We start from the raw sequence: 16200 nt of genomic DNA, 5'->3' as shown, positions 1-16200 counted from the left end.
GCCGGTGCATCTCCCGTGTCGCGCCCCTGCACGGAGCGCAGGGCGAACCTTGCCATGTCATCGAATTCCGCTATCGTGCCCCGTTCTTCCGGCTGCACAAGGCAAGTCCATGGCCAGTTCTTCCGTCGACGACCGCAGTCCCTGGGCGGTTTTCCTCATCTTCCTGCGTCTGGGCCTGACCTCCTTCGGCGGCCCCATCGCCCACCTGGGCTATTTCCGCGAGGAGTTCGTCAGCCGCCGGCAGTGGCTGAGCGAGCGCAGTTATGCCGATCTGGTGGCGCTCTGCCAGTTCCTGCCGGGCCCGGCGAGCAGCCAGGTGGGCATGGCGCTGGGGCTGTCGCGCGCCGGCTACCGCGGTGCGCTGGCCGCCTGGCTCGGCTTCACCATGCCTTCGGCCATCGCCCTGATCCTGCTGGCGCTGGGCATCGCCAGCCAAGGCGATGGGCTGCCAGCCGGCGCATTGCACGGCCTCAAGGTGGTGGCGGTCGCGGTGGTCGCCCAGGCGGTGTGGGGCATGGCGCGCAACCTGTGCCCCGATGCGCCGCGGGTGACGCTGATGGCGGCGGCCGCCTGCATCGTCCTGCTGCTTCCCTCGGCCTGGACCCAGGTCGGGGTGATCGTGGCGGCGGCCGTGGTCGGGCTGCTGCTGTTCCATCCCTCGTCGGCTCCCGGCAGCGATGAGTTGCCGGTGACGGTAAGCCGGCGCGCCGGGGCGTGCTGGCTGACGCTGTTCTTCGTCCTGCTGGCCGGCCTGCCGGTTCTCGCCGCCGTGCTGCCGGGGCAGGCCATCGATCTGGTGGATGCCTTCTATCGGGCCGGCGCGCTGGTGTTCGGTGGTGGCCACGTGGTGCTGCCGCTGCTGCAGGCCGAGGTGGTGCCGACCGGCTGGGTCGACAGCCAGGCCTTCCTCGCCGGCTATGGTGCGGCGCAGGCGGTGCCCGGTCCGTTGTTCACCTTCGCCGCCTTCCTCGGCGCCTCGCTCGAGGGCGAACCGTCCGGCTGGAGCGGCGGGCTGCTGTGCCTGCTGGCGATCTTCCTGCCGTCCTTCCTGCTGGTCGCCGGCGCCCTGCCGTTCTGGGAGCAACTGCGCCGCAGCCTGCGCATGCAGGCCGCACTGGCCGGGATCAATGCCGCTGTGGTCGGCCTGCTGCTGGCGGCGCTCTACCAGCCGGTCTGGACCAGCGCCATCGGTGGGGCAGGGGATTTCGGCCTGGCGCTGATCGCACTGGTCGCACTGATGTTCTGGAAGCTGCCGCCGTGGCTGGTGGTGGCCGGCAGCGGCCTGGCGGGCTGGGGACTGAGCCTCGCTGCATCCACCGTCTGAGGGAGGAGGGGAGGCTGCCGCAGCATCTGTTCCCCCTGTCTTTTCGGACCCTCCGAACCTTCACCGGACCTGATCCGGCAACCGGCGTGCCCTTGCCCATGATCGAGGCGGCTCTGCAGCCCGATGGGCAAGGGTCGGCATGGCTCATCGAGTTTATTCTTTGTTTAACATAATGAAATGTAGAAAACACATCTTCATCCTGAATCTCCCGGCCAGCCCGGCAATCAGTGCAAGAGCCGCCGGTGGAGCAGGGAGCAACGATCAACGCCCGCGATTGAAGGCGGCAGGCGCGATGATTAGACTTGCCGCCCAGAACCCTCCTACCTGTAAGGCTTCTCTCAGATGATCAAGAAGTGCCTCTTCCCGGCGGCCGGCTACGGCACCCGGTTCCTGCCCGCGACCAAGGCCATGCCCAAGGAAATGCTGCCGGTGGTGAACAAGCCGCTGATCCAGTACGCCGTCGAGGAAGCCTTGGATGCCGGCCTGAACGAAATCGCCATCGTCACCGGCCGCGGCAAGCGGGCGATCGAGGACCATTTCGACATCAGCTACGAGCTCGAGCACCAGATCCGCGACACCGACAAGGAAAAGTACCTGGTCGGCATCCGTCGCCTGCTCGACGAGTGCACCTTCTCCTACACCCGCCAGATCGAGATGAAGGGCCTGGGCCACGCCATCCTCACCGGCCGCCCGCTGATCGGCGACGAGCCGTTCGCCGTGGTGCTGGCCGACGACCTGTGCCTGAACCTGGAAGGCGACGCCGTACTGGCGCAGATGGTCAAGCTGTACAAGCAGTTCCGCTGCTCCATCGTCGCCATCCAGGAAGTGCCGCGCGAGGAAACCAACAAGTACGGCGTGATCGCCGGCGAGATGATCCGCGACGACATCTACCGGGTGAACACCATGGTCGAGAAGCCCAAGCCGGAGGATGCGCCGTCCAACTTGGCGATCATCGGCCGCTACATCCTGACCCCGGACATCTTCGACCTGATCGAGCAGACCCCGCCCGGCAAGGGTGGCGAGATCCAGATCACCGACGCGCTGATGAAGCAGGCCCAGGACGGCTGCGTGATCGCCTACAAGTTCAAGGGCAAGCGCTTCGACTGCGGTGGCGCCGAGGGTTACGTCGAGGCCACCAACTTCTGCTTCGAGAACCTGTACAAGGCCGGCAAGGCCTACTGATCCGCCAGCAGTTCCGGCAGCGAGTCCCGGCCGCCCCGGACCATACGGTCCGGGGCGGTTGCGTTTGGGGTGGTGGTATCCTGCCGGCCATCTGCAAGGAGATCCGACATGGCTTTCGATTTCGACCTGTTTGTAATTGGCGCCGGCTCCGGAGGCGTGCGCGCCTCGCGCTTCGCCGCCGGCTTCGGTGCCCGCGTGGCGGTGGCCGAAAGCCGCTACCTGGGCGGCACCTGCGTCAACGTCGGCTGCGTGCCGAAGAAGCTGCTGGTCTACGGCGCGCACATGGCCGACGAGTTCGAGCAGGCGCGCGGCTACGGCTGGTCGCTGGAGGGCGCGCAGTTCGACTGGCCGACCCTGATCGGCAACAAGACCCGCGAGATCCAGCGCCTCAACGGCATCTACCGCAACCTGCTGGTCAACAGCGGCGTGACCCTGCTGGAAGGCCATGCGCGCATCGTCGGCGCCCACGAGGTCGAGGTGAACGGCCAGCGCTACAGCGCCGGGCACATCCTGATCGCCGTCGGCGGCTGGCCGCAGGTGCCGGACATCCCCGGCCGGGAGCTGGCGATCACCTCCAACGAGGCGTTCTACCTGGAGCAGTTGCCGCGTCGCGTGCTGGTGGTCGGCGGCGGTTACATCGCCGTCGAGTTCGCGTCGATCTTCCATGGCCTGGGCGCGCAGACCAGCCTGCTGTACCGCGGCGAGCGCTTCCTGCGCGGCTTCGACGAGGCGGTGCGCAGCCACCTCGAGGAGGAGCTGCGCAAGAAGGGCATGGACCTGCAGTTCAACAGCGACATCGCCAGCATCGAGCGCCAGGCCGACGGCAGCCTGCTGGCGACCCTGCGCGACGGCCGCGCGCTGGAGGCCGACTGCGTGTTCTACGCCACCGGGCGGCGGCCGATGCTCGACGACCTCGGCCTGGAGAACGTCTGCGTGGCGCTGGATGCGCGCGGCTTCATCGCCGTGGACGACGAATACCGCACCAGCGTGCCGTCGATCCTCGCCATCGGCGACGTGACCGGCGGCGTGCAGCTGACCCCGGTGGCGCTGGCCGAGGGCATGGCGGTAGCGCGCCGGCTGTTCCGCCCGGAGGAGTACCGCCCGGTCGACTACGCGTTGATCCCCACCGCGGTGTTCAGCCTGCCCAACATCGCCACCGTCGGCTTGACCGAGCAGCAGGCGGTCGAGCAGGGGCACAAGGTCAAGGTGTTCGAGAGCCGCTTCCGGCCGATGAAGCTGACCCTCACCGACTGCCAGGAGCGCACGCTGATGAAGCTGGTGGTCGACGCCGACAGCGACCGCGTGCTCGGCTGCCACATGGTCGGCCCGGAGGCCGGCGAGATCGTCCAGGGCCTGGCGGTGGCGCTGAAGGCGGGGGCCACCAAGGCGGTGTTCGACGAGACTCTCGGCATCCACCCGACGGCGGCCGAGGAGTTCGTCACCATGCGCACGCCGCGGGCGGACTGAGTCCAGCCAGGAACGACGAGGCCCGCCAGATCGGCGGGCCTCGTCGTTTCAACCGGGGCTCAGTGGCCCTTGTGGTTGCCGTGCTCCATCGGCATCTTGTGGCTCATGCCCTGGCCGTCGGCGCCTTCCACCTGGACCTGCACCTCGACCTTGCCGGCCTTCTCGAACTCCAGGGTCAGCGGGAATTCTTCGCCGGCCTTCAGCGGCTGGCCGAGACCGAACAGCATCACGTGGTTGCCGCCCGGCTGGAACACCACCTCGCCCTTGGCGGGAATCTCCACGGCGGGGATCTGCTGCATCTTCATCAGGCCGTCCTTGTGGACGTGGGTGTGCAGTTCGCTCTTCTGCGCGCGCGGCGTGCTGGCGCCGATCAGGCGGTCGGCGGCGGCGCCCTGGTTCTTCAGGGTGAAGTAGGCGGCACCGGCCGGAGCGTTGGGCGGCAGCTCGCGTGACCAGGGGTGATCGATGGTCAGCTCGCCGACCTTGTAGTCATGGGCGAAGCTCGGCAGGGCGCAGGCGAGCAGGGCGGCCAGGCTCAGGGTGCGGATCAGCATCTGTGGATTCCTCATGATGGCGGGGGCCCGACGGGCGACTGCGCGCACCATAGCACAGCCCGACGGACGGCCAGCAGGCGACTAAAGCGCGCAGATCCGGCGCCCAGGTGGAAAGCTGTACAAGAAAGGCCGTGGTGTTCAACCTGCTCCAGTCAGGGGCCCGATATTCGCTGCGCTGATCAGTCTGGCTGTCTGTGCCTGTATAATTTTATTGTGCATATTTTGTGTTGTCGTATAGATTTCATGCAGGGTTCAGCTGGCGCGCCGTCGCAACTTGTCAGGTACCCGGTGACGCGACACTGAGCCCTGCCATTTCCGTGCGAGGACCCGTGCGATGTACGACTACCTGTCCGTGACCGGAACTGCCGTGACGCACAGTCTGCGGGTCGTCCTGCTCGGCCTCTGCCTGCTCAGCGGCAGCGCACTGGGCAACTGGCGCGAGGCTCTCCCCGAAGCCCGCCTGCTCGGCGAGGGGGGGCTGAGCCTGTTCGGCTTCCGCCTGTACAGCGCCCGCCTGTGGAGCCCGGCCGAGCGCCTCGCCGCCGGAGTGCCGTTCGCCCTCGAGCTGATCTACCACCGCGAGATCAGCCGCGAGCGGCTGGTGGAGGCCAGCCTCGACGAGATCCGCCGCCTGCACGGCGACCGGGTCGGCGCGGCGCAGCTCGCCGAATGGGCCGGACACATGCACCGGGCCTTCGTCGACACCGCGCCGGGATCGCGCATCACCGGCGTGTACCTGCCCGGATTCGGCGCGCGCTTCTACGCCGGCGACCGTCTGCAGCACGAGGTGCGCGACGAGGAGTTCGCCCGCATCTTCTTCTCCATCTGGCTGGATGCCCGCACGCGCAACCCCGAGCTGCGCGCCAGGCTGCTGGGCGCCGCCGCACCCTGAGGACCATCCATGCTGAAGAAACTCCTGCTGTCGCTCTGTGTCTGCCTCGGCGGCTGCAGCCAGATCGACGTCGAACACTACCGCGACCAGCAGCCGCGACTCGACCTGCCTGCCTACTTCGACGGCCGGGTGGACGCCTGGGGCATGTTCCAGAAGCGCTCGGGCGAGGTGATCAAGCGCTTCCACGTGGTGATCAACGGCCGCCGCGAAGGCGAACGGCTGATTCTCGACGAGGACTTCACCTACAGCGACGGCAGCAAGCAGAAGCGCGTGTGGACCCTCTATCCCGATGGCCCGGGCCGCTGGCGGGGCACCGCTGCCGACGTGGTCGGCGAAGCGCGCGGCGAGGTGGCCGGCAACGCCCTGCGCTGGCGCTACGTGCTCAGCCTGCCGGTGGACGGCAAGGTCTACCAGGTCGACTTCGACGACTGGATGTACCTGCTCGACGAGCGCACCATGGCCAACCGCTCGTTCATGACCAAGTTCGGCTTCGAACTGGGCCAGGTCACCCTGTTCTTCCGCAAGGAAGCGCCCTGATGGACTCCTTCCCCGACGGCTACCGCGCCCTGGTGATCGGCGCCTCGGGCGCCATCGGCTCGGCGCTGGTCGCGGAGTTGCGTGCGGACCCGCGCTGCGCGGCGGTGCTCGGCCTGTCGCGCGGCTCCCGGCCGACCATCGACTTCGCCGACGAGGCGAGCATCGCGGATGCGGCCGAGGCACTGGCCGCGCAGGCGCCGTTCCAGCTGATCGTCAACGCCGCCGGCGTGCTGCACGGCCCGGCGTTCATGCCGGAGAAGAAGCTCGGCGATCTCCACTACGACCAGCTGCTGGACACCTTCAGGGTCAACACCTTCGGGCCGGCGCTGCTGCTGCGCCACTTCGCCCGCCTGCTCGACCGCCGGCGCGGCGTGCTGGCCATGCTTTCCGCCAAGGTCGGCAGCATCGGCGACAACCGCCTGGGCGGCTGGTACAGCTATCGCGCCGCCAAGGCGGCGCTGAACATGCTGGTGAAGACCGCCGCCATCGAGGTGCGGCGCAGCAATCCCAACGCCGTGCTGCTGGCCCTGCATCCGGGCACGGTCGACTCCGCGCTGTCACGGCCATTCCGCGGCGCCGAGATCGGCCGCGCGCCGGTGCTGGCGGCCAGGCAACTGCTGCAGGTGATCGACGGGCTCGGCCCCGAGGCCAGCGGCGGCTTCTATTCGTGGAACGGCGAGCAACTGCCCTGGTAGGCGCTCAGCGGACCGCGCCAAGACGCAGGCGCAAGCCGTGCAGCAGCGGCACCAGCAGCGCCCAGATCAGCGCCAGCAGGAGCAGGGTCGGCCACAGGCCCAGCGGCAGGCCGACGCCGACCAGGCGCGCGCCGAGCAGGTAGGACAGCGGCCCGCCGAGGGCGCCGAGCAGGCTGCCCAACCACCAGGGCCGGGCGCTCCAGGCCAGGCTGTGGCCGAGGGTGGTGGCGAACAGCGCCCACAGCAGGGCCAGCCAGAGCGGCAGCACGCGGCTGTCGCCGGCGAAGTCGAAGACCCCGAGATTGAGCAGCAGGCTGTCGAGGGCGCAGCCGGCGAGGGTCAGCGCGCCGACCCTCGCCAGCTCGCCGTGCCCGCGGCCGACGAAGGCGAAATGGGCCAGCAGGCAGGCGCCGGCGAGCAGCAGCAGGGCCGGGCGCTGCGCCCCCAGCACGCAGGCGAACCAGCCGAGCTGGAACAGCGCCGCGTTGGCCAGCAGGCGCATGTCAGGCCTGCTGGCGGCCGAGCAGCGGCGCCGGGCGGGCCGCCGGCTTGGCCAGCAGCAGCTGCGCGGTACCGATGCTGCGCTCGAGGAAGCCCCCTTCGCAGTAGCACAGGTAGAACTCCCACAGACGGAAGAACTGCTCGTCGTAGCCGAGCTGCTCGAGGAAGTGGCGGGCGCGGCGCAGGTTGTCGTGCCACAGGCGCAGGGTGCGCGCGTAGTGCAGGCCGAAGTCCTCCATGTGGAACAGGTTGAGATCGGTGTCGCGGCCGACGACCTCCAGCATGCGGCTGATCGAGGGCAGGGCGCCGCCGGGGAAGATGTAGCGCTGGATGAAGTCCACCGAGCGGCAGGCCTGCGCGTAGCGCTGGTCGCGGATGGTGATGGCCTGCAGCAGCATCAGGCCGTCGTCCTTGAGCAGGCGGGCGCACTGGCGGAAGTAGGTCGGCAGGTAGCGGTGGCCGACCGCCTCGACCATCTCGATCGACACCAGCTTGTCGTACTGGCCCTGCAGGTCGCGGTAGTCCTCGAGCAGCAGGGTGATGCGATCCTCCAGGCCCTGCTCCTCGATCCGCCGGCGGGTATAGGCGTACTGCTCCTGGGACAGGGTGGTGGTGGTCACCCGGCAGCCGTAGTGGGTCGCCGCATACATCGCCATGCTGCCCCAGCCGGTGCCGATCTCCAGCAGGTGGTCGCCCGGCTGCAGGTCGAGCTTGCGGCAGATGCGCTCGAGCTTGTTGAGCTGGGCCTGCTCGAGGGTGTCGGCCTCGTCCTGGAACATCGCCGCCGAGTACATCATGGTCGGGTCGAGGAACTGCTCGAACAGCGCGTTGCCGAGGTCGTAGTGGGCGGCGATGTTGCGCCGCGAGCCCTTGCGGGTGTTGCGGTTGAGCCAGTGCAGGCCCTGCAGCAGCGGCCGGCCGAGGCGGGCGATGCCACTGTCCAGGGCGTCCAGCACCTCGAGGTTGGCGACGAACACGCGCACCACGGCGGTGAGGTCCGGGCTGCTCCAGTAGCCGTGGATGTACGCCTCGCCGGCGCCGATCGAACCGTTGCCGGCGACCATCGCCCAGGCGGCGGCATCGTGGATGTGGATCTCGCCGTGCAGCTCGCTGCCGGGCTGGCCGTAGCTGCGGCGTTCGCCGTCCTCGCAGACGGTGAGCTGGCCGTGGCGCAGGCCGGCGAGCTGGCGCAGCACGGCACGCTTGAGCAGGCCCGCGCCCAGTCCGTTGCCGGCGAACAGGCCCGGTTTGGCCGGGGAAAGGCTAGTGCTCTTCATGGCTGGGCTCCGGTCGTGCGGTACGGTGGTCGCCGTCCGCAAGTTGGTGGTCGAAGATCGGCACGCGCTTGAGTGCCAGGCGCAGGGCCTGCCAGTAGATGGCGGCCACGGTCTTGGCGGTCATCGCCGGGAAGGCCAGCAGGTGGCGGTGCAGGCTGCGGCGGTCGAGTTCGATGCGGCTGAGGCCGAGCGCGGCCTCGAACAGCTTGGCGTCGCCCTGCCAGTCCTCCATGTGGATGCGCAGCTGCTCCCCGGGGGCGGAGAGGCGCATGCGGTACTCCAGGTCGCGCGGCAGGAAGGGCGAGACGTGGAAGCCCTTGGCCACCCGGTGGCGCGACTCGCCGGTGGCATCGACCGGCAGCACATAGTGGTAGCGCTCCAGCCAGGGCGTGTTGCTGACCTCGCAGAGGATCGCGGCGAGGCGGCCGTCGGCCTCGAAGCAGTAGAAGAAGCTCGCCGGATTGAAGGCCAGGCCCCAGCTGCGCGGCTGGGCGAGCAGGCAGATGCGGCCCTGCGGCGCATGGCCGAGCGCCTCGCCGACGCGCAGGCGCACCGCCTCGGCCAGCGGCATGCCGCTGCGCGTGTACTGCGGCAGGAAATCCGTCTCGCGGATGGCGAACGGCGCCCAGCGCGAACGCCCGGCCAGCGGCGACAGGGCCAGCACCGCGTTCAGTTCGGCGAGATCCAGGTAGAGCAGGCCGATGCGGTAGCGGAAGGCGTGGCCGCGCGGCAGGAAGCGCCGGTGACCGACCCAGCCCTGGTAGAGCGCGCTGTTCACAGGCGCTCCCCGAAGGCCTCGGCCACGCGCAGCGCGCTGACCACGCCGTCCTCGTGGAAGCCGTTGGCCCAGTAGGCACCGCAGAAGAAGCTGTGCTGCTGGCCGTGCAGCTCGCGCCAGCACGCCTGGGCGGCGATGCCGGCGAGGCTGTACTGCGGATGGGCGTAGTTGTAGCGGCCGAGGATCCGCGCCGGATCGATGGCGGCGGTCTGGTTGAGGCTGACGCAGAAGGTCTTTGGCGCCTCGATGCCCTGCAGGATGTTCATGTTGTAGGTCACCGCCGCCGGCTGGCGCGCCGGGCCGCCGAGCCGGTAGTTCCAGCTCGCCCAGGCCAGCGGACGTTGCGGCAGCAGGCGGGTGTCGGTGTGCAGCACCACGTCGTTGTCGGCGTAGCGCAGCGCGCCGAGGATCCGCTGCTCGGTCAGGCTCGGCGCGGCGAGCAGCGTCAGGGCCTGGTCGCTGTGGCAGGCGAACACCACCTTGTCGAAGCGCTCGCGGCCGGCCGGGCTGAGCAGGGTGACGCCGTCCGCGTCGCGCTCGACCAGCCACACCGGGCAGTTGAGGCGGATGCGCTCGCGGAAGCTGGCGGTCAGCGGCGCCACGTAGGCGCGCGAGCCGCCCGCGATGACCCGCCACTGCGGCCGGTCGTTGACCGACAGCAGCCCGTGGTTCTTGAAGAAACGCACGAAGAACTGCAGCGGGAAGTCGAGCATGTCCGCCAGCGACATCGACCAGATCGCCGCGCCCATCGGCACTATGTAGTGGTCGACGAAGCGTCGGCCGTAGCGGCCGCGCGCCAGGTAGTCGCCGAGGGTGATGTCGGCGCCGATGCGCTCCTCGGCGAGATCCCTCAGTGCCTCGCGGTTGAAGCGCAGGATGTCGCGCAGCATGCCGAGGAAGCTCGGCGACAGCAGGTTGCGGCGCTGGGCGAACAGGCTGTTGAGGTTGTTGCCGTTGTACTCGCAGCCGCTGTCGGGGTCGTGCACCGAGAAGCTCATCTCGGTGGGGCGCGAGGCGACGCCGAGCCGCTCGAGCAGGCGGATGAAGTTGGGGTAGGTCCAGTCGTTGAAGACGATGAAGCCGGTGTCGATGGCGTAGTCGCGCCCGTCCAGCTGCACGTCCACGGTATGGGTGTGCCCGCCGATCCAGTCGCTGGCCTCGAACAGGGTGATCTCGTGGCGGCGGTTTAGCAGGTAGGCGGCGGTCAGGCCGGCGATGCCGCTGCCGATGATGGCGATCTTCATGGACGGTCTTCCGTGGTGGTGCGGGACATGCGCCGGCCCAGCGCCAGCTGCAGGCGGCGCGGCAGATGGGCGAGCAGCAGCAGGATGGCGACGAAGGCGCCGGGAAAGGCGATCTCGAACGGCCGCCGCGGCAGCCGCTCGGCGATGTGGCGGGCGGCGCGTTCCACGGGCCAGCGCATGGGCATGGGGAAATCGTTGCGGCGGGTCAGCGGGGTATCGACGAAGCCGGGGCTGACCAGGGTGACGGCGATGCCTTCGGCGGCCAGGTCGAGGCGCAGCGACTTGCACAGGTAGCGCAGCGCCGCCTTGGACGCGCCGTAGGCCTCGGCGCGCGGCAGCGGCAGGAAGGTCACCGAACTGGCCACCGCCACCAGGTGCGGCTGGTGGCCACGGCGCAGCAGCGGCAGCGCCGCCTCGATGCAGTGGGCGGCGGAGAACAGGTTGGCGCGCACCACGCGCTCGACCATGGCCGCCTCGAAGGCGCGCGCGTCGATGTACTCGCAGGTGCCGGCGTTGAGGATGGCGCAGTCCAGCGCGCCCCAGGCCGCGGCGATGCGCTGGCCGATGGCGCGCACCTGCTCGGCGTCGACGAGGTCGCCGGGCAGCACCAGCACCTGCTGCGGCCAGCGCTCGGCCAGGGCCTGCAGGGGCGCTTCGCTGCGCGCGCTGAGCGCCAGGTGGTGGCCCTGCTGCAGGAGGATTTCCGCCAGCGCGGCGCCGATGCCGCTGCTGGCTCCGGTCAGCCAGATGCGTTTCATGCCAGCCTCCGTTTCAGCCAGGCGATCACGCCGCCCAGCACGGGTAGGTGTTCGTAGAGCAGGGCGCCGGCATCGAAGTAGTCGCGGTGGCGGTACACCCGGTCGTCGTGCCAGCGCAGGTGCGAGCAGCCCTCGACGCGGATCGGCGCACCGCGGCGCAGGCGCGGGTGGCGGTAGCTCATGGTCCAGCGCAGGTAGCCCTCGCCGGCGCCGACCTGGTCGAAGCCGTGGAAGTCGAAGCGCAGATCCTCCACGTTGGCGTACATTTCGCCGAAGTAGTCGCGCAGGGCCTCCAGGCCGCGGATCTCGTGCAGCGGATCGCGGAACACCACGTCGCGGGTGTACAGCGCATCGAGGCGCTGCAGCCGGTGCTTGTCCAGGCGGGCGAAGTCGTCGGCGAAACGGCGCAGGAAGTCAGCCATGGCCGGCGTCCTGCCGCGCCCGCTGGCGCAGGTCGTCACGGGGCCAGGTCGATCGGCGCATGGCGCAGTTCTCCTTGCAGGCCGAGCAGGCCGAGGCCATGCAGGCACTGCTGGGCGTCGAGCGGGTCGAGGGTCAGGTGCAGATCGGCGATCGCTGCCAGCTGGTCGCGCTGGCGCTCCGCCGCCGGACCGCACAGCAGGCACGGGCAGGCCACACCCTGCAGCAGGCGGGCGAGGGCATCGCGGTCGAGCGCCTCGCTGGCGTAAAGCAGCACGGCACGCGGCTGCATGCGCTGTACCGCCAGCGCCAGCTGGGGCGCCGGCAGCGGCCAGTCGAGCACGCTGACCGGGCATTCGGCACTGCCGACCAGCCAGGCGCACAGCCAGAGCGCCGGCTCCAGCGGCGCCGAGGAGCAATTGACCAGCAGCAGCGGGGCGCTGCCGAGCAGGCGGTTGCTGTGGTACAGCCGCGCGCCCAGCTTGCTGCGCAGCCAGGACAGGAAGAACGCACGCTCCAGTTCGGCATTCGGCAGGCTGACCCAGCGCCGGTGCAGGTCCTCGAGCAGCGGCAGCAGCAGATGGCGGCATACCGTCGCCGGCGGGTAGAGGGCTACGGCCTGGTTGAAGCCGTCGTCGAGGGCGCGTTCGGCCAGGTTGGCGATGGCGCCCAGCAGTTGCTCCCGGCGCGCCCGCCAGCCGTGGTCGTCGGCACCGCTCGGCACCCGGGCATCGCTGAGCAGGCCACGCACCTGGCTGACCGACACGCCGCGCTCCAGCCAGTCGAGGATCTGCTGCACCTGCGCCACCTGCGCCTGCGAGTACAGGCGGTGGCCCTTGGCGGTGCGCTGCGGGACGATCAGCCCGTAGCGGCGCTCCCAGGCGCGCAGGGTCACCGGGTTCACCCCGGTGCGCCGCGCCACCTCGCGGATCGGCAGCAGGCCGGCCATTTCGTCGTCCGAAAAATCGTCGCGTGGATCGCGGTCGTCGTGCATGGTCAGATCGCGTCACGCAGGCTGGAGGTTGCCCGATGCAGCTGCGGGCCGGCGTTGCGGCCGGGCTTGTGGCGGGGGAGCGTGAGGGACATGGCAGTCTCCAACTTGTACGTCGCAAGATTTGTGTACAACCTTGCTACAGGATAAGTCGTTGCTGCCGCCGGTCAATAGGTTATGTATAGATTTTGTATAAATATTTGTCGCGGGCGGCGAGGTCAGTGCCAGCCGATCCGCCAGCGTGCGCTGTCGCGCAGCTCCCGCCAGTCGAGCCACTGGCTGCGGCCGCTGTACACCGCCTGCAGCTCGACTTCGAGCAGGTTGCCCGCTTCGTCCTCGAGCAGTTCGACGACCAGGAAGTGCTTTTCCCGGTTGCACGGCTGGCGAGCGGTCCACTTGGAGAGCCGCAGCTTGCGCGGATTGAAGCGGTTGGGCGGATTCTTCGAGGTTGGCGGTTCGATCTGGCTCATCACGGGCCTCGCGTGGTTACCCCACAAGGCTACGCCGGACGGGCAAATCTGTACAAGATGGCGAGTCGTACAAGGCGGGTGCGTACAGCTCGCAGGCCGCTGAGACCACTGCGGGCACTGGCCGCACGCGGTGCGCCGGCGCCGCAGGCGGGCGGGACGGAAGAGGGGAACGGCGTTGCCGGCGGACGACGGTAACGCCGTTCGGGTGGGAGCGGTTGTCAGCCTTTGGCTTGCAGCGCCGCGAGCTGGTTCTTCAGCTCGGCAACCTCGGCTTCCAGCTCGCGCACGCGCTGCTGCGCTTCGACCTCGGTGCTGACGTCCTTCTGGATGCCGATGTAATAAGTGAGCTGGTCGGCCTCGTTGAATACCGGGGTAATCGACAGCTCGTTCCAGAACACGCTGCCGTCCTTGCGGTAGTTGCGGATTATCTGTCGGCAGGGGCGGTTGTGCTTGACCGCCTCGCGGATCGCCGCGAGGCCCGGCTGGTCGCGGTCGCCATCCTGGAGGAAACGGCAGTCCTGATAGAGGATATCGTCGACGGAGTAGCCAGTCAGGCGCTCGAAGGCCGGATTGGCGTAGATCAGGATATTGTCGTCGCCTTCCTGTTCCGCGACCACGATTCCGTCGTTGGAGGCTTCGATCACCAGTTGCAGCAGCTTGGCATTGATCATCTTGCAGGTCCCGGGTGGTTTCCGCGCATTTTAAAGCAACTGCGCCATCCTGCATGCAGGCCGCGCGTTTTTCGTGGCCGGAAACGCCAGAAGACGGCGAATCGCTGCCATGCATCTGCCTTGCGAAGGCGAGCTCTGCGATACAATGGCGGCTCATCAAGTCCCTCGAGCCATTCGCCATGACCGAACTCACTGCAGCCCCGTCCCCCGCCAGCGGCCTGCCCTTGGGGGAGGAGCTGTTTCCGATCCGTGAAGTGGTCCGCCTCACCGGCGTCAACCCGGTCACCCTGCGCGCCTGGGAGCGTCGCTACGGGCTGATCCAGCCGGTGCGCACCGAGGGTGGCCATCGCCTGTACTCGCAGAGCGACATCGAGGCGATCCGCAGCATCATCGCCTGGACCGAGCGCGGCGTGGCGGTGAGCAAGGTCGGCAGCCTTCTGGCGCGCAACAGCGGGGACAAGACCGAGGCTCCGGTCGAACAGGGCTCGTCCACCGGCGAGTGGGGCGAATGGCAGGACCGGCTGCGCGAGGCGGTGCGCCATTTCGACGAGGTGCGCCTGGAGCAGCTCTACGGCCAGGTGTTCTCCACCTATCCGCTGGCGTCGGTGTTCCAGGACGTGCTCATGCCGCTGTGGCTGGAGCTGCAGCAGCAGGACGGCTTCGGCCAGACCAGCCAGTGGCTGTTCCTCGATGCCTTCCTGCGCGCCCGCGTGCTGCAGCGCCTGCAGTTCTCGCGGGCGGCGGCGGGGCGAGACTGCGTGCTGGTCGCAGCGATTCCCGGACAGTGTCGCGAGCTGGAGCTGCTGGTCACCGCGCTGCTGCTCGGTGGCGACAGCAATCCGGTGCGGGTGCTGCCGCCGGGCCAGCCCCTGGAGGAGTTGTCGCTGGTCTGCCAGGAAGTCCGGCCACAGGCGCTGGTGCTGTATTCCACCCTGGCGCCCAGCGCCGCGCTGCTGCGCCAGCTGGCCCGGCTGGTGCTGATCCTGGACTGCCCGCTGGCCCTGGCTGGCGAGGCCGCGGTGCTCGGCGAAGGCAGCCTGGCCGGCAGCGCCATCGCCTGCCTGGGCAACTCCGGTCGTCTCATGCAGCGCCGTCTGGCGCAGTTCCTCGCCGGCCACCTCGATACCTGAGGTCGTCTTCCTCAGTCCCCGTCGCCGTAGGGCGGCGGCAGCCGCTCCCGCGACCCGTCGGCTTCGGCCGGCCGCAGCGCCAGGCCGCCGAAGGAGATGGCCGGGTCGATGTAGCGCATCGCCGACTTCACGTCGCGCCAGCCCACGTAGCTCATCAGCGCCTTGAGGTCCCAGCCGTTACGGGTGGCCCAAGTGGCGAAGCCGCGGCGCAGCGAGTGGCTGGTGTAGGCCTCGGCCGGCACGCCGGCGCGCTCGAGGATGCGGCGCAGCAGGGCGACCAGGCTGCTGGCGTGCAGGCCGTCCTCGCCCAGGTGCCCCCAGCGGTCGATGCGGCGGAACACCGGACCCTGGGCGATGCCGGCCACCTCGATCCAGTTCAGGTAGGCGGCCACCGGGCACAGTCGCCGCAGCGCCGGCGCTTGGTAGGTGGTGCCGTGGTGGTCGCGGTCGCCCTTGCTGTGCGGCAGGTACAGGGTCATTCCCACGCCGGCCTCGGCGCGGATGTCCTCGACGCGCAGGCGGCACAGCTCGTCGCTGCGAAAGCCGCGCCAGAAGCCGACCAGCAGCAGCGCCGCATCGCGCCGGCAGCGCCGCAGGCTGGCGAGGTCGTCACACTCGGCCGCCTGCGCCGCCTCGCGCTCCAGCCAGTCCACCGCCTGCTGCAGGTGCAGCACCTGCAGCGGCGCCGCCTGCCTGGCCTGCTGCGGGTGCAGGGCGCGGATGCCGCGCAGCACCTGGCGCACTGCCGGCGCCTTGGTCGGATCGGGAAAGCCCTGGCTGTTGTGCCACTGCGCCAGCGCCGCGAGGCGCTGCTTGAGGGTGCTGAAGGCCAGCTGGTCGGCGTAGGCGGCGAGGTAGCGGAGGATGCTCTCGCTGCTGGCCGGCAGGAAGCCGCCCCAGGTCACCTCGAAGTGCTCGATGGCCGACCGGTAGCTGCGCCGGGTGTTCTCCCGCGTGCCGGCCTCGATGTAGCGCTCGACCTCGTTCATTGCCATTGACCCTGCGCCGCTGCCGCTGCGCTCTCGAACCTGATGAATGGCGGCCATCTTATCCCAGGGCAGCGACGGAAACGGAGCGCCCTGCAGCTCGGTCTGCCCGGCCCATTGCGGCGCCTCCTGCGGGCGCCCGGCTCGGCCGGATAAAACTGACCCAGATCAAAGGTCGCTGCAGCTTGCCGGCGTCGGCGGGGATCTGGTCATGAAATGAAAAGCCACTGTCGCCAAATGAAAGGTCGGCAACGCGGCGCCTCCCTAAATTCCTCCTCACGGCCTGCCCGGCGAGCCCCGCCATCCGGCGCTTCGCCCGGTCG

General features: G+C 69.3%; 18 protein-coding genes. 7 read left to right on the top strand and 11 right to left on the bottom strand.

Translation table 11 applies throughout. From position 1 onward, the window contains the following. Positions 1-109 precede the first annotated feature (109 nt). From chrA to gorA, 3 genes are all read left to right on the top strand, one after another. Positions 110-1324, top strand: coding sequence for a chromate efflux transporter (chrA, locus tag RA210_RS11495; protein ID WP_136488311.1), 1215 nt, complete (start codon positions 110-112; stop codon positions 1322-1324). A gap of 342 nt (positions 1325-1666) precedes the next feature. Then, the gene (galU, locus tag RA210_RS11490) at positions 1667-2506 is read left to right on the top strand and encodes a UTP--glucose-1-phosphate uridylyltransferase GalU (protein WP_090348120.1); all 840 of its coding nucleotides are present in this window, start codon (positions 1667-1669) and stop codon (positions 2504-2506) included. A gap of 108 nt (positions 2507-2614) precedes the next feature. Beyond that, complete coding sequence (gene gorA, locus RA210_RS11485) at positions 2615-3973, top strand: glutathione-disulfide reductase (RefSeq protein WP_201486540.1); 1359 nt, start codon at positions 2615-2617, stop codon at positions 3971-3973. A gap of 59 nt (positions 3974-4032) precedes the next feature. Here gorA and RA210_RS11480 read toward each other — a convergent pair whose 3' ends face one another. Next, positions 4033-4527 carry a copper chaperone PCu(A)C gene (locus tag RA210_RS11480; protein ID WP_136488309.1) on the bottom strand — a complete coding sequence of 165 codons (495 nt, stop codon included), beginning with the start codon at positions 4525-4527 and terminating at the stop codon, positions 4033-4035. Between the two features lie 367 nt (positions 4528-4894). Here RA210_RS11480 and RA210_RS11475 point away from each other — a divergent pair, with 367 nt between their 5' ends. Genes RA210_RS11475 through RA210_RS11465 form a run of 3 tightly spaced genes read left to right on the top strand, consistent with a single transcriptional unit; the run spans position 4895 to position 6651 of the window. Beyond that, positions 4895-5419: a chalcone isomerase family protein gene (locus RA210_RS11475; RefSeq protein ID WP_236574722.1), complete on the top strand. Its 525-nt coding sequence runs from the start codon at positions 4895-4897 to the stop codon at positions 5417-5419. Positions 5420-5428: 9 nt separating this feature from the next. Next, positions 5429-5956: a DUF3833 domain-containing protein gene (locus RA210_RS11470; RefSeq protein WP_201486538.1), complete on the top strand. Its 528-nt coding sequence runs from the start codon at positions 5429-5431 to the stop codon at positions 5954-5956. Then, on the top strand, positions 5956-6651 hold the full coding sequence (locus tag RA210_RS11465; protein WP_201486537.1) for an SDR family NAD(P)-dependent oxidoreductase: 696 nt from the start codon (positions 5956-5958) through the stop codon (positions 6649-6651). The genes RA210_RS11470 and RA210_RS11465 overlap by 1 nt, the downstream gene beginning before the upstream one ends. Before the next feature lie 4 nt (positions 6652-6655). Here RA210_RS11465 and RA210_RS11460 read toward each other — a convergent pair whose 3' ends face one another. The 9 genes from RA210_RS11460 to RA210_RS11420 form a co-directional block, all read right to left on the bottom strand. Next, positions 6656-7153, bottom strand: coding sequence for a DUF2878 domain-containing protein (locus RA210_RS11460; RefSeq protein ID WP_201486536.1), 498 nt, complete (start codon positions 7151-7153; stop codon positions 6656-6658). A 1-nt stretch (position 7154) separates the two neighbouring features. Further along, complete coding sequence (locus RA210_RS11455) at positions 7155-8429, bottom strand: SAM-dependent methyltransferase (RefSeq protein WP_201486535.1); 1275 nt, start codon at positions 8427-8429, stop codon at positions 7155-7157. Further along, on the bottom strand, positions 8416-9207 hold the full coding sequence (locus RA210_RS11450; protein WP_201486534.1) for a DUF1365 domain-containing protein: 792 nt from the start codon (positions 9205-9207) through the stop codon (positions 8416-8418). The genes RA210_RS11455 and RA210_RS11450 overlap by 14 nt, the downstream gene beginning before the upstream one ends. After that, positions 9204-10451 carry an NAD(P)/FAD-dependent oxidoreductase gene (locus RA210_RS11445; RefSeq protein ID WP_136488303.1) on the bottom strand — a complete coding sequence of 416 codons (1248 nt, stop codon included), beginning with the start codon at positions 10449-10451 and terminating at the stop codon, positions 9204-9206. The genes RA210_RS11450 and RA210_RS11445 overlap by 4 nt, the downstream gene beginning before the upstream one ends. After that, positions 10448-11209 (bottom strand): SDR family NAD(P)-dependent oxidoreductase, encoded by a 762-nt coding sequence (locus RA210_RS11440; RefSeq protein WP_201486533.1) that lies wholly within the window; start codon positions 11207-11209, stop codon positions 10448-10450. Before RA210_RS11440 ends, RA210_RS11445 begins: the two co-directional genes overlap by 4 nt. Beyond that, a complete protein-coding gene (locus RA210_RS11435; RefSeq protein ID WP_201486532.1) occupies positions 11206-11631 on the bottom strand; it encodes a nuclear transport factor 2 family protein in 426 nt (141 codons plus the stop codon). The genes RA210_RS11440 and RA210_RS11435 overlap by 4 nt, the downstream gene beginning before the upstream one ends. Before the next feature lie 35 nt (positions 11632-11666). Then, positions 11667-12623 carry a MerR family transcriptional regulator gene (locus RA210_RS11430; RefSeq protein ID WP_201486531.1) on the bottom strand — a complete coding sequence of 319 codons (957 nt, stop codon included), beginning with the start codon at positions 12621-12623 and terminating at the stop codon, positions 11667-11669. A 215-nt stretch (positions 12624-12838) separates the two neighbouring features. Continuing rightward, entirely contained in the window at positions 12839-13090 is a 252-nt protein-coding gene (locus RA210_RS11425; protein WP_201486530.1) for a TIGR02450 family Trp-rich protein, read from the bottom strand. Positions 13091-13308: 218 nt separating this feature from the next. Next, positions 13309-13761: a PAS domain-containing protein gene (locus RA210_RS11420; protein WP_201486529.1), complete on the bottom strand. Its 453-nt coding sequence runs from the start codon at positions 13759-13761 to the stop codon at positions 13309-13311. Positions 13762-13940: 179 nt separating this feature from the next. Here RA210_RS11420 and RA210_RS11415 point away from each other — a divergent pair, with 179 nt between their 5' ends. Further along, complete coding sequence (locus RA210_RS11415) at positions 13941-14891, top strand: MerR family transcriptional regulator (protein WP_201486528.1); 951 nt, start codon at positions 13941-13943, stop codon at positions 14889-14891. A gap of 11 nt (positions 14892-14902) precedes the next feature. On the opposite strand, the gene RA210_RS11410 is transcribed toward RA210_RS11415, so the two are convergent. After that, the gene (locus RA210_RS11410) at positions 14903-15880 is read right to left on the bottom strand and encodes a site-specific integrase (RefSeq protein WP_201486527.1); all 978 of its coding nucleotides are present in this window, start codon (positions 15878-15880) and stop codon (positions 14903-14905) included. Positions 15881-16200: the final 320 nt, after the last annotated feature.

It is taken from the genome of Pseudomonas sp. OF001, from assembly GCF_904426495.1.
Lineage (GTDB): Bacteria > Pseudomonadota > Gammaproteobacteria > Pseudomonadales > Pseudomonadaceae > Geopseudomonas.
This window is presented reverse-complemented; position numbering and strand designations above follow the sequence as displayed.